Annotated in this window: 15 protein-coding genes and 1 pseudogene; 8 read left to right on the top strand and 8 right to left on the bottom strand. The window is 44.6% G+C overall.

Going from position 1 to position 16,414, the window contains the following annotated elements; translation table 11 throughout:
- Positions 1–5: 5 nt before the first annotated feature.
- The 3 genes from BBC0122_RS10525 to cydX (BBC0122_RS10535) are packed head-to-tail and all read left to right on the top strand — an operon-like array spanning position 6 to position 2,893.
- The gene (locus BBC0122_RS10525) at positions 6–1,580 is read left to right on the top strand and encodes a cytochrome ubiquinol oxidase subunit I (RefSeq protein WP_077993652.1); all 1,575 of its coding nucleotides are present in this window, start codon (positions 6–8) and stop codon (positions 1,578–1,580) included.
- Positions 1,581–1,591: 11 nt separating this feature from the next.
- On the top strand, positions 1,592–2,743 hold the full coding sequence (gene cydB / locus BBC0122_RS10530) for a cytochrome d ubiquinol oxidase subunit II (protein ID WP_077993654.1): 1,152 nt from the start codon (positions 1,592–1,594) through the stop codon (positions 2,741–2,743).
- A 24-nt stretch (positions 2,744–2,767) separates the two neighbouring features.
- Positions 2,768–2,893: a cytochrome bd-I oxidase subunit CydX gene (gene cydX, locus BBC0122_RS10535; protein ID WP_077993656.1), complete on the top strand. Its 126-nt coding sequence runs from the start codon at positions 2,768–2,770 to the stop codon at positions 2,891–2,893.
- A 151-nt stretch (positions 2,894–3,044) separates the two neighbouring features.
- Here the strand turns inward: cydX (BBC0122_RS10535) and BBC0122_RS10540 are convergent, their stop codons facing one another.
- From BBC0122_RS10540 to BBC0122_RS10550, 3 genes are all read right to left on the bottom strand, one after another.
- Positions 3,045–3,557: a ClbS/DfsB family four-helix bundle protein gene (locus tag BBC0122_RS10540; protein WP_077993658.1), complete on the bottom strand. Its 513-nt coding sequence runs from the start codon at positions 3,555–3,557 to the stop codon at positions 3,045–3,047.
- Between the two features lie 350 nt (positions 3,558–3,907).
- A complete protein-coding gene (locus BBC0122_RS10545; protein WP_077993660.1) occupies positions 3,908–4,585 on the bottom strand; it encodes a glutathione S-transferase family protein in 678 nt (225 codons plus the stop codon).
- The gene (locus BBC0122_RS10550) at positions 4,560–5,210 is read right to left on the bottom strand and encodes a TetR/AcrR family transcriptional regulator (protein ID WP_077993662.1); all 651 of its coding nucleotides are present in this window, start codon (positions 5,208–5,210) and stop codon (positions 4,560–4,562) included. The genes BBC0122_RS10545 and BBC0122_RS10550 overlap by 26 nt, the downstream gene beginning before the upstream one ends.
- Positions 5,211–5,392: 182 nt before the next feature.
- On the opposite strand from BBC0122_RS10550, the gene BBC0122_RS10555 reads away from it, so the two are divergent.
- Entirely contained in the window at positions 5,393–5,923 is a 531-nt protein-coding gene (locus tag BBC0122_RS10555; protein WP_077993664.1) for an HPP family protein, read from the top strand.
- A gap of 247 nt (positions 5,924–6,170) precedes the next feature.
- Here the strand turns inward: BBC0122_RS10555 and BBC0122_RS10560 are convergent, their stop codons facing one another.
- Positions 6,171–7,694: an aldehyde dehydrogenase (NADP(+)) gene (locus tag BBC0122_RS10560; RefSeq protein WP_077993666.1), complete on the bottom strand. Its 1,524-nt coding sequence runs from the start codon at positions 7,692–7,694 to the stop codon at positions 6,171–6,173.
- A 153-nt stretch (positions 7,695–7,847) separates the two neighbouring features.
- Between BBC0122_RS10560 and BBC0122_RS10565 the strand changes: the two genes are divergently transcribed.
- The 3 genes from BBC0122_RS10565 to BBC0122_RS10575 are packed head-to-tail and all read left to right on the top strand — an operon-like array spanning position 7,848 to position 11,011.
- Positions 7,848–9,242 carry an LLM class flavin-dependent oxidoreductase gene (locus tag BBC0122_RS10565; protein WP_077993668.1) on the top strand — a complete coding sequence of 465 codons (1,395 nt, stop codon included), beginning with the start codon at positions 7,848–7,850 and terminating at the stop codon, positions 9,240–9,242.
- A gap of 12 nt (positions 9,243–9,254) precedes the next feature.
- Complete coding sequence (locus BBC0122_RS10570; RefSeq protein WP_210188142.1) at positions 9,255–10,220, top strand: flavin reductase; 966 nt, start codon at positions 9,255–9,257, stop codon at positions 10,218–10,220.
- On the top strand, positions 10,220–11,011 hold the full coding sequence (locus BBC0122_RS10575) for a 2-keto-4-pentenoate hydratase (protein ID WP_077993670.1): 792 nt from the start codon (positions 10,220–10,222) through the stop codon (positions 11,009–11,011). The genes BBC0122_RS10570 and BBC0122_RS10575 overlap by 1 nt, the downstream gene beginning before the upstream one ends.
- Positions 11,012–11,020: 9 nt before the next feature.
- On the opposite strand, the gene BBC0122_RS10580 is transcribed toward BBC0122_RS10575, so the two are convergent.
- Positions 11,021–11,812 (bottom strand): IclR family transcriptional regulator, encoded by a 792-nt coding sequence (locus BBC0122_RS10580; RefSeq protein ID WP_149866694.1) that lies wholly within the window; start codon positions 11,810–11,812, stop codon positions 11,021–11,023.
- Positions 11,813–11,983: 171 nt separating this feature from the next.
- On the bottom strand, positions 11,984–13,366 hold the full coding sequence (locus BBC0122_RS10585) for an MFS transporter (RefSeq protein ID WP_077993674.1): 1,383 nt from the start codon (positions 13,364–13,366) through the stop codon (positions 11,984–11,986).
- 793 nt (positions 13,367–14,159) lie between these two features.
- Here BBC0122_RS10585 and cydX (BBC0122_RS10595) point away from each other — a divergent pair.
- Positions 14,160–14,225: pseudogene (gene cydX / locus BBC0122_RS10595) on the top strand (cytochrome bd-I oxidase subunit CydX); the annotation flags it as partial.
- Between the two features lie 432 nt (positions 14,226–14,657).
- Here the strand turns inward: cydX (BBC0122_RS10595) and BBC0122_RS10600 are convergent.
- A complete protein-coding gene (locus BBC0122_RS10600) occupies positions 14,658–15,044 on the bottom strand; it encodes a hypothetical protein (protein WP_077993678.1) in 387 nt (128 codons plus the stop codon).
- Between the two features lie 117 nt (positions 15,045–15,161).
- On the bottom strand, positions 15,162–15,422 hold the full coding sequence (locus BBC0122_RS10605; RefSeq protein ID WP_077993680.1) for a hypothetical protein: 261 nt from the start codon (positions 15,420–15,422) through the stop codon (positions 15,162–15,164).
- Between the last annotated feature and the right edge of the window lie 992 nt (positions 15,423–16,414).

A 16,414-nucleotide genomic window follows, 5' to 3' on the forward strand; every position in this document is an offset into this window, starting at 1 on the left:
GAATTATGGATATTGACATTGTCAGCCTATCACGGTTCCAATTCGCCGCGACTGCGCTTTACCATTTTCTGTTTGTCCCACTCACACTAGGATTATCAATCCTGCTTGCCATTATGGAAAGCGTCTATGTCATGACAGGTCGAACGATCTGGCGGGATATGACCAAGTTTTGGGGACTACTGTTTGGTATAAATTTTGCGCTGGGGGTCGCAACCGGCGTGGTTATGGAATTCCAGTTCGGCATGAACTGGAGCTATTATAGCCATTATGTCGGCGATATTTTCGGCGCACCTTTGGCTATTGAAGCTTTGATGGCTTTCTTTTTGGAAGCAACTTTTGTCGGCCTGTTCTTCTTCGGATGGGACCGCATGTCAAAGGTTAAACACCTGATTGCCACATGGTGCGTGGCCTTCGGCTCCAACTTCTCGGCTTTGTGGATTCTGGTTGCCAATGGCTGGATGCAAAATCCGGTTGCCTCCACCTTCAACCCGCAAACCATGCGTATGGAAATGGGCGACTTCGCCTCGGTTGTTTTGAACCCTGTTGCGCAAGCGAAATTCGTTCACACAGTTTCAGCCGGTTATACAACCGCCGCTGCTTTCGTTCTTGGCGTTTCAGCCTGGTACCTGTTGAGAGGTCGCTATAAAGAAATTGCCAAACGCTCGATGACAGTTGCGGCATCGTTCGGTCTTGCTGCTTCGCTTTCCGTTGTAGTTCTCGGGGATGAAAGCGGCTACCTTTCCGGCGAACACCAGAAAATGAAACTCGCTGCTATCGAAGCCATGTGGGATACTGAAAAAGCTCCGGCTTCTTTCACATTGTTCGGCCTTCCCGATGTCAAAAACCGCGAAACCCATTTTGCTATCCACATTCCGTGGGTCATGGGCATTATCGGCACACGTTCGTTTGACGAACAGATTCCTGGCATCAAGGATCTTGTTGCACAATCGGAAAAAGAGATCAGACAAGGTATCCTCGCTTATGATGCACTGGAAAAAATCCAGCAGGCAAAAGGCGCAGCCGTTCCGCAAGAAACAATCGACCAGTTTGAAAATAACGGTCGTTCACTCGGTTATGCACTTTTGTTGAAACGCTATGTCGATGATCCGCGGACAGCAACAGACGAACAGATCAGCAAAGCGGCATGGGATCTTGTTCCGGAAGTTCCGGTTATCTTCTGGGCTTTCCGTATCATGGTTGCCTGTGGTTTTGCCCTTATCCTGATTATGGCGACATTCTTCTATCTGTCGGCACGTCATCGTTTGGAAAACAGGCGCTGGTTGCTTAAACTTGCTGTTTGCGCCATCGCACTTCCGTGGGTTTCTGTCGAATGTGGATGGGTTGTTGCCGAAATAGGACGTCAGCCCTGGATTATCGAAGGAATTCTTCCGACCGCCGTTGCCGTTTCAAACCTCGGCGTTACGACAGTGTTCCTGACAATTTGCGGCTTTGTTGCCCTCTATACTGCGCTTCTTGTCGTCGAAGTCCGCTTGATGCTGAAATATATCAGAAAAGGTCCGGACGTTCTTAACGAGCACAGCGAGGTTCAAAACAACGCCTCTGCCACAGCATTATCTTAAAGGATAAAATCATGATTTTGCACGATTTGATTTCATATGACGTGTTACGTATCATATGGTGGCTGCTGCTTGGCATTGTGCTTGTCGGCTTTGCAGTCATGGACGGTTTCGATCTGGGAACCGGTATGTTGCTTCCCTTTGTGGGCAAGACCGATCTTGAACGACGCATCGTCATCAACACAGTCGGACCGGTTTGGGAAGGCAATCAGGTATGGTTGATTTTGGCAGGCGGTGCAATTTTTGCCGCTTGGCCACAACTTTACGCCGTTTCGTTTTCGGGCTTTTATATTGCCATGTTTCTTGTGCTCGTTGGCATTATTCTGCGTCCTGTCGGCTTCAAATACCGCAGCAAACGCGAAAGCAAAACCTGGCGGTCAACCTGGGACTGGCTGCTTTTCGTCGGTGGCTTTGTACCAAGCCTGATTTTCGGCGTTGCAATGGGCAATGTGCTTCAAGGTGTTCCCTTCGAGATTAAACCCGATATGCAGGTTTTCTATCGCGGCTCGTTCTTCGGACTGTTGAACCCGTTTGCAATCCTTTGCGGGGTTCTTTCGATTGTCATGCTGCTCACCCACGGGGCAAGCTGGCTTGCTGTCAAAACAGACGATCCGATTTTCAGCCGTGTACGCAAAATCGGCATGATTACCGGTGTTCTCACAACCATTCTTTATGGTTTGTGCGGGCTTTTGTTGAACCTTGCAACAACCGGCTATCATATTACCGGTGGTGTGGTTGCCAATGGCCCTTCAAACCCGTTGATGAAACAGGTTGCAACCAACGCTTCCGGTTGGCTTGACAATTACCATCAAACACCGATCTTGTGGCTTGTTCCGATTATCGGACTTGTTGCACCGCTATTGGCAGTGGCATGTCTTGCCATGAGAAAACCGGTTCTTGCCATTATCGCAAACGGACTTGGCATTGCCGGCATTATCGCAAGTGTTGGCGTTGCAATGTTCCCGTTCATCCTGCCTTCAACAATTGATCCGGTGATGAGCCTTACGGTATGGGATTCTTCCTCAAGCCATTTCACCCTCTTTGTCATGCTGATTGTCGCGGTCATTTTTGTTCCGACAGTCTTGGCCTATACAAGCTGGGTTTACAAAATCCTTTGGGGAAAAGTCAGCGTCAAAACAATCGAAGGAAACAAGCAATCCTATTGATTGCTACTCTTGAAAGGAAATTCCATGTGGTATTTTTCATGGGCTCTCGGCCTTCCGCTTGCTGCCGCTTTCGCAATATTGAATGCGATGTGGTATGAATTGACGGACGACAGCGCCAAACAAAATAAAGGCGAGAATAAATCCGAATAGCCTGAAAAAAACAAAAATCATTGCCGCGGAAAGCTCCTTGCTCTCCGCGGCATTTTATTTTTCTCACAGAGTTTTCTTCCCTGATCGTCGTTTAAAAAAAGCGCGACTACCGGTCTATTCGCTTTTCAATTTATGCACTCTGAAATCATCGCTATTGAGCAGCCAGATTTTTTAACCATTTCCGCAGGCGGTTTCTCGCATTGGAATAGGGAGAAGAGGTGTTCAATTGGATCATCCTCCCCATTGTCCATTTTCCGCACCACTCTTTTTCGTAAAGCTTCCGGTTATTCCGTTTGGAAATTTCGACAATAATCCGGTTTTTTGCCTGACAAAGCCGATCAACAAGATCAGCAAAAGGAACATTCTGATAATCGGAATAAAATTTTTTGGCGAGTTCACCAAGTTCATTCCACTTGAAGCCGGTTTCAGGAAAATCGACGGGTTCGCCCTTTTCATCCCTTTCCAGCCATTTCAGGACAAGCCTGTTCCACCCCAAAAGATAGGCAACGAGATTTGAAACACTCATCAGCTCGCCTTTTGAATGCCCCTCCATGAGCGGCAAACCGGAAACATCTGCCGGTACTTTACGCAAATCTTCGGCAAGTTTGGAAAAAGCCGTTTCGATTGCATTCAGCAATTCATCTTTATTTTGCGGTATAGACATTTTTCCCTCGCCTGACGCTTACGAAATAGCGTAACAGTTTTTCAATGCAAGAATAGAGCCGCTCGGATTCTTGTTCGAGATTTGTATGAACAATCGATAATAAAACCCGTTCATGTCTAAACTTGCAAAGTTCCTCGCCACAAACCGACATCGGATTGAAGCTGACTGATAATTAAAAAATTTCACAATGATTTTTTTCTCCCTCAGTCCGGCCAAGAGGAAACGCAATGATTGTCAATTGCACTTCAAATATCGAATTCTTAAGAAATAAAGAATGTAGTTTGAAGCTTTTTACAGTAAAAGCCGGTTTATAGCGAAAATATATGGAACACAGCCTGTCAAATGAAGAGTTAAATACGCATGTCTTTTATGATGGAGCCGAATTGTTTGGTTGCCTGCTCGTAGACATCATATCGGGGTTCTTTAATCGCTGAATCAAACCACTCCTCCATGGCAGGCAATTGTAGTAATTTATCCAGATAGTTTCGGGATCTTGTATTTAAAGGTAAGTTATATGCCCGAACTCTAAATGCAACGGGACAGAAAAATGCATCAACAGCAGTAAATTCATGCCCCGAAAGATAAGGCCCACCGAATTGATCCAGCCCACTTTCAAACAACTCGTCGATACGGTCAATGTCCTTCTTGAGGTTTTCGGGTATTTCATTCAATTTCACTTCGACGGAGCAGTTCATCTGGCATTGTGTTCTCAACGCCTCGAAAGAAGAATGCATTTCTGCTGCTGCGCTTCTGGCCCAAGCTCTTGCGCGACGATCCATTGGCCAAACACTGTCATGTTTTTCAAAAAGATATTCGACTATCGCAAGACTATCCCAAATGATGGTATCGTTATCATAGAGAACCGGCACTCTACCTGATGGAGAAAAGGTTTTGAAATTGCGATAGGTGGTGTCCCCTGAAAGAAAATGTTGGCTTTCTTTGAATGGTATTTGCAATGTCTTTAGAAGAACCCAAGGTCTTAAGGACCACGACGAATAGTTCTTATTTGCGATGTGAAGCGTATACATTATTTTTATCCTTGTTCAGTCGAGGACTTATTGAGTTCAGCAATTCTTTTACAGTTGTGGTTGCTACTTCATACGGCTTTAAATCACCGTAAATATTATAATTAACAATCAATCCTTCCAGTATAATCATGATTATTGAAGCGACTTGATCTGTTTTTTCCTTGCAATCAGGCTCTATCACCTGATGGATCAGGTTATAAATAGAATCCTTATGTTTTTTTACGATTGCGGAAATCTGTTCATTCGTTTTTCCGAACTCTTCCGAAGCTTTTATAAACATACAGCCAAAAAAATCGGGTTCGGTAAACCACTTTTTATGCCACTCCAGAATAGCGGTGACTTTTGAAACAGCTCCGTCAGGCGCTTGGTCGACATAAGTTTGTAAGCTTTTCATAAAATTATCATCTCGGAGCTTTAACGCTTCCTCTATGAGACCATTTTTTGTCCCGAACTGGGTGTATAATGTCGGCTTTGCAATCTTTGCTTCCCCTACTATCCAGTCCACACCAACATTGGCGTAACCATGTTCATTGAACAGTCGCAAGGCGGTTTCCAATAAAACCTGTCGTTTACTTACCCGTTGCCCTGCCTCTTTTTTTGATGGCATTTCTTTAGTTAGTGTCATTATTCTACCTTAATCCATTTTTTTAGAAAAATATTTCCATTTACACGTAACATCTATGATTGCAGCATATTGATAATTTACTTACAGGTCTGTTAAGTTTCAAAAAAACAGACAGGTCTGTTAAGTATTACATTAGTCTCATTCTTATTAAAAATTCAACCCCTTACCGGAGAAATAGCTAAATGAGTGATCTTACCGACGCCCCCAAAAGCCGAATGACGTTTTTTCTTACCTCGAAAGCACCGGCCAGACCTTCGTCATTGCAAATTCTGACAGGATTTGCCGGTGGCATGGTCAGCATATCGATTTTGGCATTTATGGCCGGACATTATCATGTTCCGCTCATCATGGCTCCCTTTGGTGCCACATGCGTATTGCTCTACGCATTGCCCGAATCTCCGCTGGCGCAGCCTAGAAGCGTGATAGGCGGTCATCTTCTTTCGACATTCGTAGGCTTGGCTGTTTTCCACCTGATCGGTCACGGGGTTTGGGAAACGGGTCTTGCTGTCGGTTTGGCTATAGGTCTCATGCAGTTCACCAGAACCATTCATGCTCCCGCCAGCGCGGATCCAATAGTCGTGTTTTTGGCGAGTTGTCCCGGTTGGTCATTTTTATTCGCACCTGTTTTTCTTGGCTCTATCATTCTTGTTGCTATTGCATTCGTTGTGAACAACATCGGGGCGGGTAAAAACTGGCCAAAATATTGGTGGTAATTGCGCCTTATCTCTCGTTGCAAACTTCAAATAAATTAAGTTCGCAGCGCAAGAACCTGATTGCTGGAAAGATTGCAGATATTACGCACGTCCTATTGCGAAAAAACATCAAACTTATAGTGGTCAATATTCGCAATAATTGTGGCTATTACCATGCGTTTGAACGAGTGCCGAATACCACCGCGTTCAGACCAGACATTTGATAACTGAAGAAACAAATACGACGGCACAATACCGGCGTAGTTCTTTATTTAAGGAGTGCGGGCAAGACATCGCTTGCAAAATTTTGATAGCAGACGGGGCGTAAGAAGCGATAAATCGCAGCCGTACCAACCGAGGTTGAGCGGCCATCCGACGTGGATGGAAAAGGCCCGCCATGCACCATGGCCGGAGACACCTCGACACCTGTGCCAAAGCCGTTGACCAACAAACGTCCGGCAGTGACTTCCAATAAGGGAAGAAGCTCTTTTGCTAAGGCATTGTCACCGTCACGCATATGAACCGCAATCGTTAACTGGCCTTCAAGATGTTCAAGAACGGCAATAAGTTCTGACTTGTCCTTGCACCGTACCACCAGACTGGCTGAACCAAACATTTCATCTTGCATAGCATGGTCGGCCATAAAGTCGGAAGCTCTGGTTTCAAACAAAACGGCCTGACACTGAAACTCATTCGATTTTTGTCCTTCAGCTATTTTCTTCGCCTTGGAGTTGCCGGAAAGAGCCGAAACACCCTTGCGATAGGCTTTGGCTATGTCCGGTGTCAACATGGTTTGTGGTGCCTGAGTACTAATCACTTCACAAGCTTTTTCAATAAATGCATCCAACCCTTTCCCTTCAATTGCCAAGATCAAACCCGGATTGGTACAGAATTGGCCGGCCCCCATTGTCAAAGCTCCAACAAATGCGCTCGCAATAGCCTCCCAATCACTCCGTAAAGCTTCCGGCAACACAAGAACCGGATTGATACTGCTCATTTCAGCATAAACCGGTATTGGTTGTTTGCGCTTTGCCGCAATTTCCATAAAGGCGAGACCGCCACTACGCGAACCTGTAAAGCCGACGGCACGAATACGCGCATCCGCTACCAAAGCCTGCGCAACCTCACGGGTTGTTGTGTGCAACATTGCAAAAACACCTACCGGCAACCCACACTCACGAACAGCTTGCTGAATACAACGACCGATCACCTCCGAAGTCCCCGGATGGGCAGAATGGGCTTTGACAACGACCGGGCAACCAGCCGCCAAGGCTGCTGCAGTGTCACCACCTGCAACAGAAAAGGCGAAAGGGAAATTCGACGCACCAAAGACCGCAACAGGACCAATGCCGATATTCCGGAACTTCAAATCCGGTTTGGGGAGAGGCACACGTGTTGGATCACCTTTATCATCACGGCGATCAAGAAAACGACCCGAGCGCACTTCTTCTGCAAACATTTTAAGTTGATTGACCGTGCGCATGCGTTCGCCTTCAAGGCGAAGTCGCGACAAACCTGTTTCGGCCATCGTACGAACAATCAATTCATCACTCGTATTGGCAATCAGTTCGGCAATCTTTTCCAAAAAAGCTGCGCGTTGCTCCAAACCGGTCTCGCGATAGATCGGAAAAGCAGCCCATGCCAATTTGGTTGCTTCATCAAGATCATCAAGAGTTGCGCCACCAAAACTGCCTTTAAGTTTACCCCCCGTTGCGGCCTCGATAGCTTCAAAAGAACCAGCGGTTCCCATATGGCTCTTACCACCAATCAATAACTCTCCTGTCAATAGCATAAAATCATCCTCCCTTATTCTCACTGACAACAGCACTATAAAAATTCGCACATTTTAAACTAGCCACTTGACGTAATAAGAAGCTTATTTTAAGTTTTGTTCAATTGTCAACCATCACGTTCAAAAATTGAACTTTATTTCTGGGAGGAAATCATGACAAAACCGATGAAACTATTTGCTTTCGATTTTTCGGGGCCTGCACATTTATCTGCCGGTTTATGGCGCCATCCTGAAGATAGGGGCAGTGAATACAAGTCTGTTGCTTTTTGGGTCGAATACGCAAAACTGTTGGAGAATGCTTGCTTCGATGGTATTTTCTTTGCCGATAATGTCGGCTACCACGATGTTTATAAAGGCAGTGTCGATGCGGCTTTACGCGATGGCGCACAAATTCCGACAAATGACCCTGCCTATATTATTCCGGCTATGGCATCTGTAACCAAAAATCTGGGCTTTGGCGTGACGTCCACGACATCTTATGACCATCCTTATTCTTTGGCACGTAAATTTTCCACACTCGATCACCTGACGAATGGCCGCATCGGATGGAATGTCGTGACATCCTATTCTGATAGTGCTGCTCGTAACCTTGGTACCGGTGTGCAACGCGCCCATGATGACCGTTATGCACTTGCTGAAGAATTTATTGATGTGGCACTTAAACTTTGGGAAGCATCATGGGAAGAAAATGCAGCTCCCGCTGATAAAGCACGCGGCATATATGCCGATCCTGCGTTGGTTCATGAAATACACCATAAGGGCGAGCATTTTTCTGTTCCGGGCATTGGTTTATGTGAACCTTCTCCGCAACGCACACCGGTGATTTTCCAAGCTGGCGGCTCAAGCCGTGGTGTCGCTTTAGCAGCGGCAACAGCAGAAGCCGTTTTCATGAATGCAACGTCCAAACTAGGTTTGAAAAAGCAGGTGGATAATTTGCGCGAACAAACTGCAAAAGCCGGACGCAATCCCCATCATATTGCCGTTGTCCAGATGATGACGGTTGTCACCGGTGCGACAGATGAAGAAGCACAAGCCCGGTATGAAGACTATCGCAAACTTGTCAATTATGAAGGTGCAATGGCCCGCTATAGCGGTTGGTCCGGTTTGGATATGTCGACATTTGATCCGGATGTACCACTGCGTCATGTCAAGACCAATGCCGGTCAGACAATGGTTGATATATTTTCAAAAATGGATCCAACCAAGGAATGGACGCCGCGCGATATTGCCGAATATGTCGGCATCGGTGGCACGGCACCGGTAATTGTTGGTGGACCACAAAAAGTCGCCGATGAATTGCTATCCTGGGTGGAAGACACCGGCATTGACGGATTTAATCTTGGGCATGCCATTAAATATCAGGATATCAAGAATTTCGCCGACTATGTAGTGCCTGAATTGCAACGACGCGGTCTTATGCGCACTCACTATGAAGGCAACACTTTGCGTGAGAATGTTTTTGGTGGTGGCCAAAAGCGTCTCGCTGAAGATCATCCTGGTGCGAAATATCGCAGACAGTTTGCCGAAGCACAAAGCAATGTTGCGTAAGGGAGAAAAACGATGACCGCTATGACAGATAAGGCTACATCCGCTTTCACTGCCGATGACCAGCGCAAATTGTTCAGTCTTCTTCCAACAGGCGTTGTTGCCATTACCGGAATGACAGCTGATAATAAGCCGTCCGGACTGATTGTCGGCACCTTCCAATCGCTTTCGCTTGATCCGCCATTGGTGACTTTCTCGGTCGGCAAGGGGTCGAGCACTTGGCCGGCACTGCGCGCGCAAGGAAAATTCACTGCCAATATTTTAGCAAGTGACCAAAATGATGTTTGCAGTGCCTTGGGCAAAAAGGGCGATGATAAATTCAAAAATATTGACTATCGCCTGAGCGCGATTGGAACACCGAGAATACCGAATGCTACAGCATGGGTTGATTGCCACGTACGTTCGGAAGTGGTTGCCGGCGATCATTTTGTGATTGTCGGTTCTATTGCCCGAATTGAAACGGGTTTCAAACACGCACTCGTTTTCAGTGAAGGCAAACTTGGGGCCTGCACAACGCTTGAGCCGCAAACCAAAACATCCACTTCAAAAAGGCAGGAAATGTTGTCGCGCATTTCGGATGCATGGATGCGTGCATGGGGTAAAGGTGAAACAAAAGCTTTCGAGGAACTGGTGTCAAAAAACTATGTACGTCATTCCAAAAGCGGAGACACAGTTAGCCTTCCGGAAATGTTGAAACAGATTGAAGATTCGCATTCGGCTTTTGGAGAATTCAACGTCGATATTCTTCACGCCATTGATGAAGGTGATTTCGTTGCTTTGCATTGGCGCACGCAGGCAAAACACACCGGAACATTTATGGATGTACCTGCAACCCAGCGTGAGGTGACTGTGCATGGAGCCTCTTTCATGCGCCATCGCGATGGCCAGATCGTCGAGGAATGGGTTGTCTGGGATCCGCGCGAGCTTTTGGCTTCCATGGAGATTTGGCATTTGGGTGACCAAAAAAGGATGAGCGCATAATGAATATTGATATTGAAAACATTGCAGATCGTATCATTCACGCTCGTGATACATTCACACCATTGGAGCGGCTCGTTGAGGCAAATGAAGCCCCGACGATCCATGATGCCATGTCGATACAACATGAAATCGTGCGTCGACGTGTCCTTGCCGGAGATAAGGTGGTTGGCTTCAAGTTGGGTAATATTGCCAAGGCCATGCAAAATAAATTTGGTGTTGGTCAACCCGATTTCGGCCCGTTATTGCATAGCTATTTTAAACCGGAAAACCTTCCGCTCTATGCTGACCAGTTCATTCAACCTTATGCAGAACTGGAACCCGCTTTTGTTCTAAAAAAGGACTTGGGTGGAAAATATGTCACTGTTGCCGATGTTATTTCTGCAACCGATTATGTCTTGCCGGCGATTGAAATTATTGATTCTCGCATCAAGGATTGGAAAATCGATATTTTTGAAACGCTTGCAGATGGCGGTTCAGTTGGAGCAATTATATTAAGTGCGCAACCGCGCACACTTGACCAACTTAATCTGGCAGACACCAGGGGCGAAATCTACTTTGATGATGATTTGGTTGAACAGGGTAATACAGCTGCAGTTTATGGCAATCCTGTTGCCGCTATTATGTGGCTTTGTCATCGTGTTGCCGAATATGGCATCACATTCAAAAAAGGCGATGTGATACTTCCCGGCAGCTGTCTTGCCGCAGTTGCCCTTGAACCAAAGAAAAAAGTTACGGGACGCTTTAAGGGATGGGGTGAAATCTCGTTCCGGTATGAACCTGCCCGCAAATAACAACGACTTTTACGCCAACGCCTCTGCAATAAGCTTCGCGGTTTGATGCAGAGGTGTTAAAATGTCGTTAATATCACGTTGTTTCATACGTGGGCTTGGACCAGTAACTGATAAAACGCCGATGAATTGCCCTGTCTTATCGTAGACACCAACACCCATTGCAAAAAGACTTTCTTCCAATTCATCATCAACAACAGCATAGCCTTGGCTGCGGATAAGATGGAGTTCCTCGATCAGCTTTTGTCTGTCTGTAATTGTTTTACTGGCAACTTTAGAAAATTTTTTGGGCAAGAGAGCTACAACATCCTCATCACTCATTTCGGATAGAACAAACTTACCTGTCGCACTGGCATAAATGGGAAAGTCCCGACCAACATAGCCACGAATAAGAGTGATCAAGCGAGAGCCGTGCGCCTCGCTAATCAAGTCAAAATCTGCCCCGCCCTTCGCCACAGCATAACCGACCATTTCATTCACGTTTTCAGCCAATGTTTTTAAAATGGGTTGGATAATTGCAATCATGCCTTTATACGGATTGGCAAGTCTGCCGAGGCGCGCAATTTTCCACCCCAGCTTATATTTATTATCGCTACGCTCAACGAAACCGTTTTGTTCAAGGCTTAGAAGAAGCCGAAAAACTGTCGGACGGGACATTTTGACATATTGCGCTAATTCCGTTGGTGTCACGCCTTCAACATGGCGGCCAAGCTCTTCAAGGATGACTGTTGCCTTGATCACTGACTTATTGATGAGATCAGGTGTTTCGGCATCATCACTGACTATAACGGTATCGTCGGACACGGCAAATTGATCCTCTATGTAACTTTCTGGAATGCAGACATTTGTCGAGGCATACCATAAAGCTTCTAAGAGGTAAAATGTCGATAGGAATATGAAAAATTCTATAGATAGATATTGAAAGAATATTTGCGCCCTATTGGATAAAGAGAATAGGACGCAAATGATTTAAGTTCAGCTATATTCTATAGTTTTAGCTTCAATGATTGGTGCGGTACTAGGTGAACCGACAGTCTCGCTAAGCTGTTTACCTGTTGTTTCAGGTGCCAAGAGCTGTGATACAACACCACCAATCAGGCAGATGCCCGCAGCAATGATCATAGTCCAGGAAATACCAATATAAACAACAGCCATTGGCATGAAGAAGGTACCAATGGCAGCCCCTATACGTGACATGGCCGCAGAAAAACCAACGCCGACACCGCAGATTTCTGTTGGAAAAATTTCACCAGGATAAACTCCGGTCAATGTTGTCGAAATGGCATTGGTTAATGAAAAAACGAGAACGCAAAAAACAATCAAAGTCACCGAAGCTGATGCAAACAGAGCCAGTACCAGAAAGGCTACCGTTGAAATATAAAAGGGCGGAATGGCAAGTTTTCTGCGCCCGACCCTCTCGATGAGAAAGGCGGCAACGATCGTGCCCAAAAATGCAACAAAATTAAGAACAAGCCCGCCAGTCAAACCATCTTTCATACCAAGCTGTTCCAGAACAACGGGAACAAATGTTCCGATGGCAAAATATGGCGTGACATTGCAAACCCAAAAGATAGAAACGAATATGGTTACACGGATATTCTGAGGTATAAAAAGTTCACGAAACCCATGCTTTCCACTAAACTCTTGCTTGTGCAAGTCGTCCTGTTCTTCTTTTTCCATAAATTCTTCGGCAATGGTCAAAGCTTCTTGCTTGCGTCCTTTGCTCATCAACCATCGAGGCGATTCAGGAGACCCTAAACGCATGATGAAAACAATAAATGTCGGTATTGTGCTTAGACCTAAAATAACATTCCAATTAGCGGTTTCAGAGACTGTAAGAAGCCAACCAAGAGCATAGGAAATCAAATAACCGGCATACCAACCCACTTCTTGGATACATAATAATTTACCACGCATACGCGCGGGGGCAAATTCGGCCAATAATGGCCAGCCAATAGAATAATCAGCACCAATAGCAATCCCCATAAAGAGGCGAACGGCAAAAAGTTGCCATGCATCGGTGACAAAAAACTGTAGAAAAGAACCAACTAGAAATATAGCGAGATCGACTGCAAACATAGGTTTTCTACCAATACGATCCGCGAGATAGCCACCTAACGGGCTGCCAATCAGAATGCCGATCAATGCTGACGCGCCGATGAGACCCTGCCATGTCAAAGACAGGCCTAAATCATGAGTGATCGCAGGCATAACAATGCCAATGCAGCCAAGTATAAAGCCATCAATAAACATTCCGCCAGAGATCAAGAATGTAAGCTTTTTAATAAATTTACTACGTTTGATCGCAGCTCCGTCCACAGGTGGACGCAAAGCCTCCTCAACATGAGCAGTTGTCATAATAATTCCTCCACTTTTTGAACTCCACACGATGAGGGATCACTCCAAATCTCCTCAGCGCGATTGATCACAAGCTCCTCAAAATGATCAATATATGAACGTTACGTTCAAATTTAAAACATAACAAGTTTATAAACATGTCAAGTAAAATGTTCGTTTTATGAATACAGCGTTTATTTTTTGAACTATTCAACAGGAGAGAACCATTTGTTATGAAAGGAAATTGAGGTTTTAGATAAAAACAAAAGAGACGTGGCCGTCTCAAATGTTATGAAGGCACTGCATTTAACGTACGCTTTGTGTTTAAACATAGTTCACAAGATTTTTTGAGATGGAAACAGAGCACCACGGAATGCTCTGTTTTATATTTTATACTCACGAAAAAAATTTCGCGCGTTAATCCGCTTTCAGCCAAGAGATAATAAATAATCTCAACAAGTTACAGATATAACGCTAGAGCGTCGGCAAGCATGTCATTTTCAAAAATGGAATAGGCCTGATGGAGCTTGTTGGCAGTTAAAAACCACCTGAAATGAAAACTTTCAAAGAGATTTACATGCGCAATGATGGCCAAATTTTTGAAATATATGAAGATGTCTTTTAAACAGCTCACAAGAAAGAAATAGCCAATTTCCGTCTCCATATGTTTTGCTTGATAGAGAAGACACAAACCTGCGATCACAAAGAAAAAATGAAATTAATTCTATAAATGAAATAAACTGCGGAAAAGTCAGCATCAAAACAATCGAAGGAAACAAAATCCTATTGATTGCTACTTTTGAAAGGAAATTCCATGTGGTATTTTTCATGGGCTCTTTGCCTTCCGCTTGCTGCCGCTTTCGCAATATTGAATCCGATGTGATGTGAACTGATGGATGATAGCACCAAAATCAAAGACAGGCAGCGCATTGCGACACGCTATAACCGATGTGAACACAGCTTTTTCTCGATTATATGCATCGTCCCTGCTGCCATCTTTTATCCTGAGTAATGAATTCTACCCCTAGCATGGACAAGAGGTGAAATATAATCATTTCAGCCATGCCGGCGATATTTGTCACGAGAGAAACACCCATTCCATCCTATGCCAATCATTCGTGTCTTTGATGCATCAAGAAACGCGCTATGTGAAGCATGCGCTAATTGTGCATCTTCTATTCTTTTGCTTTCATGCCGGTGACCATTTTTCCACATTGGGAGGTTTTAGGTTACCGTGGTACTAGCCAGTGGGGCAGAGGCAATATTGCAAGGCTGTCATTGTGGTTTTTTGTCGATGCGACTGTTATCGGTTTCACTTGTCATTGTCGACTTTGCACAGATAATCGTTAATGTTCGCTTCAATAATTTGATCCAGTTTCAAGAGCGGCTGCTTATTCAGCTGCTTCCAAACCGATTTTTTAGTCGTTTTATCCGATTTTTCGTCTTCCACGGGGTTTTCCCTGACGGTATTTTCGCGCCAGGTCAAAAAATTATCACTAGATGTGCTTTCTTCCCCCGTCATTCTATGCCTTTCATAAGCATCATGTCCAATTAGATAAAAATCATTATCCTGCCAGCGAAATATATAGACATTATAACCCAATGAGGTTCTGAACCAGCCAATCCTGATAGCAAAGATGCCATTACCCGCATAAACTTCACCAAAAACTACGCCGTTGAACGGGTCTTGGCTATCCATACTTGCGGTAACACGCGGAATGAAAGTAGTGTTCTGCTTGATAAGTCACCAGCTCTTCCCGTCAGCGAATAAAACGATCAATATTCTTGGATTGGTATCAATCGGCGCGCAATAGTCTCAATCCTTAGGCTGAATGAAGTTTGCATCGTCCCGATCTTTCACAACCATGACCGTATCCAATTGGCCATCTTTATTGAGATCGTCTTGCCGGATAAATTCTATGTTCCAAAAATCGGGAACAAAGTCTTCAAGCTTTTCGCTACGTTGAGGTACCTTTGGTAAATCAGGTGTCTCCTGATCTTCCGCACAGCTGACAGATAACGAAGACATTACAAAGAACGAAAATGCTATAGCTTTATAAAAATTGGTTTTCTGCATCCTTTGTGTGCTTTTTTTCGAAAAATACGCTAATAAACACTAAACGAGCTGATTTGGAGATGAAAGTAATTCAATTAATATTGAAAAGTATTTCTTTATTTATAACACGACATATCAACAAAGAATCCAATATATTGGATTCAGATGTTATGCATATTGTAGAATACAACGCTTACACAGTCCTCCCCCTTATTATCTAAAGCTTGACACATGTTTCGGATTCCTTTTTCCAGACGTTTTCCTTGAACCTCCGAACACATTACGAAGATGACGTCAGACAGCAACCGGTGAACTATACAATCATTGCGCTCGAACAAGGCTCTAAACTGACACCTGCTTCAATCCGGAATGAAGCAATCGCGGTAATACCGTTCTTCGTCGCACGAAACGAAATACCGACCGCGATATGACGAGAATATGAGTTGTTTAAATAAAAAAGAGGCTGTTGCCGGTAATACCGGTTGAATGCACAATGTTTTATTGAATATTGTCAACGGGTTGTTCGTTTTAACGTTTATCGGAAATCTGCCACTTGCGTTATTTTGTATCTGGCCGTTTTTAAATATCACCGGAAGGGAGAAAATAAAATTGATCCTCAATGTAGAACCGTGACCTTTTGCCATCGGAATTTTGCCGGGCTTGATATTTTGCCAGCTTGATATTTGCTATGAGCAGGGGCAAGCACTTTGACAGGTGTATCGTTTCAAATTAAATTCTACGCATCTTTTATTTTGGCGTACGGACTTTTTAAACGCGTTCGTGCGCTTATATGGCGTGTTGGCACGCTTCGATCATATGCAGGAAAACTGTAATTTTCTGCAAAAGAGCAAAAGCGCAAATCAAAAAACATGGTTTTAGAATGGCTACACTGTAGCGCAATACAGCATAATAGAGCGAAAAGAATAATGGCTTAAGAGCTCATCAAAAATAGCTATAATCTGCCTTGAATTTCTTACCGCCATACCAGTCAAATGGATTAAAAATCAGAATAA

Source organism: Ditibartonella choladocola, assembly GCF_002007565.1.
Taxonomy (GTDB): domain Bacteria; phylum Pseudomonadota; class Alphaproteobacteria; order Rhizobiales; family Rhizobiaceae; genus Bartonella; species Bartonella choladocola.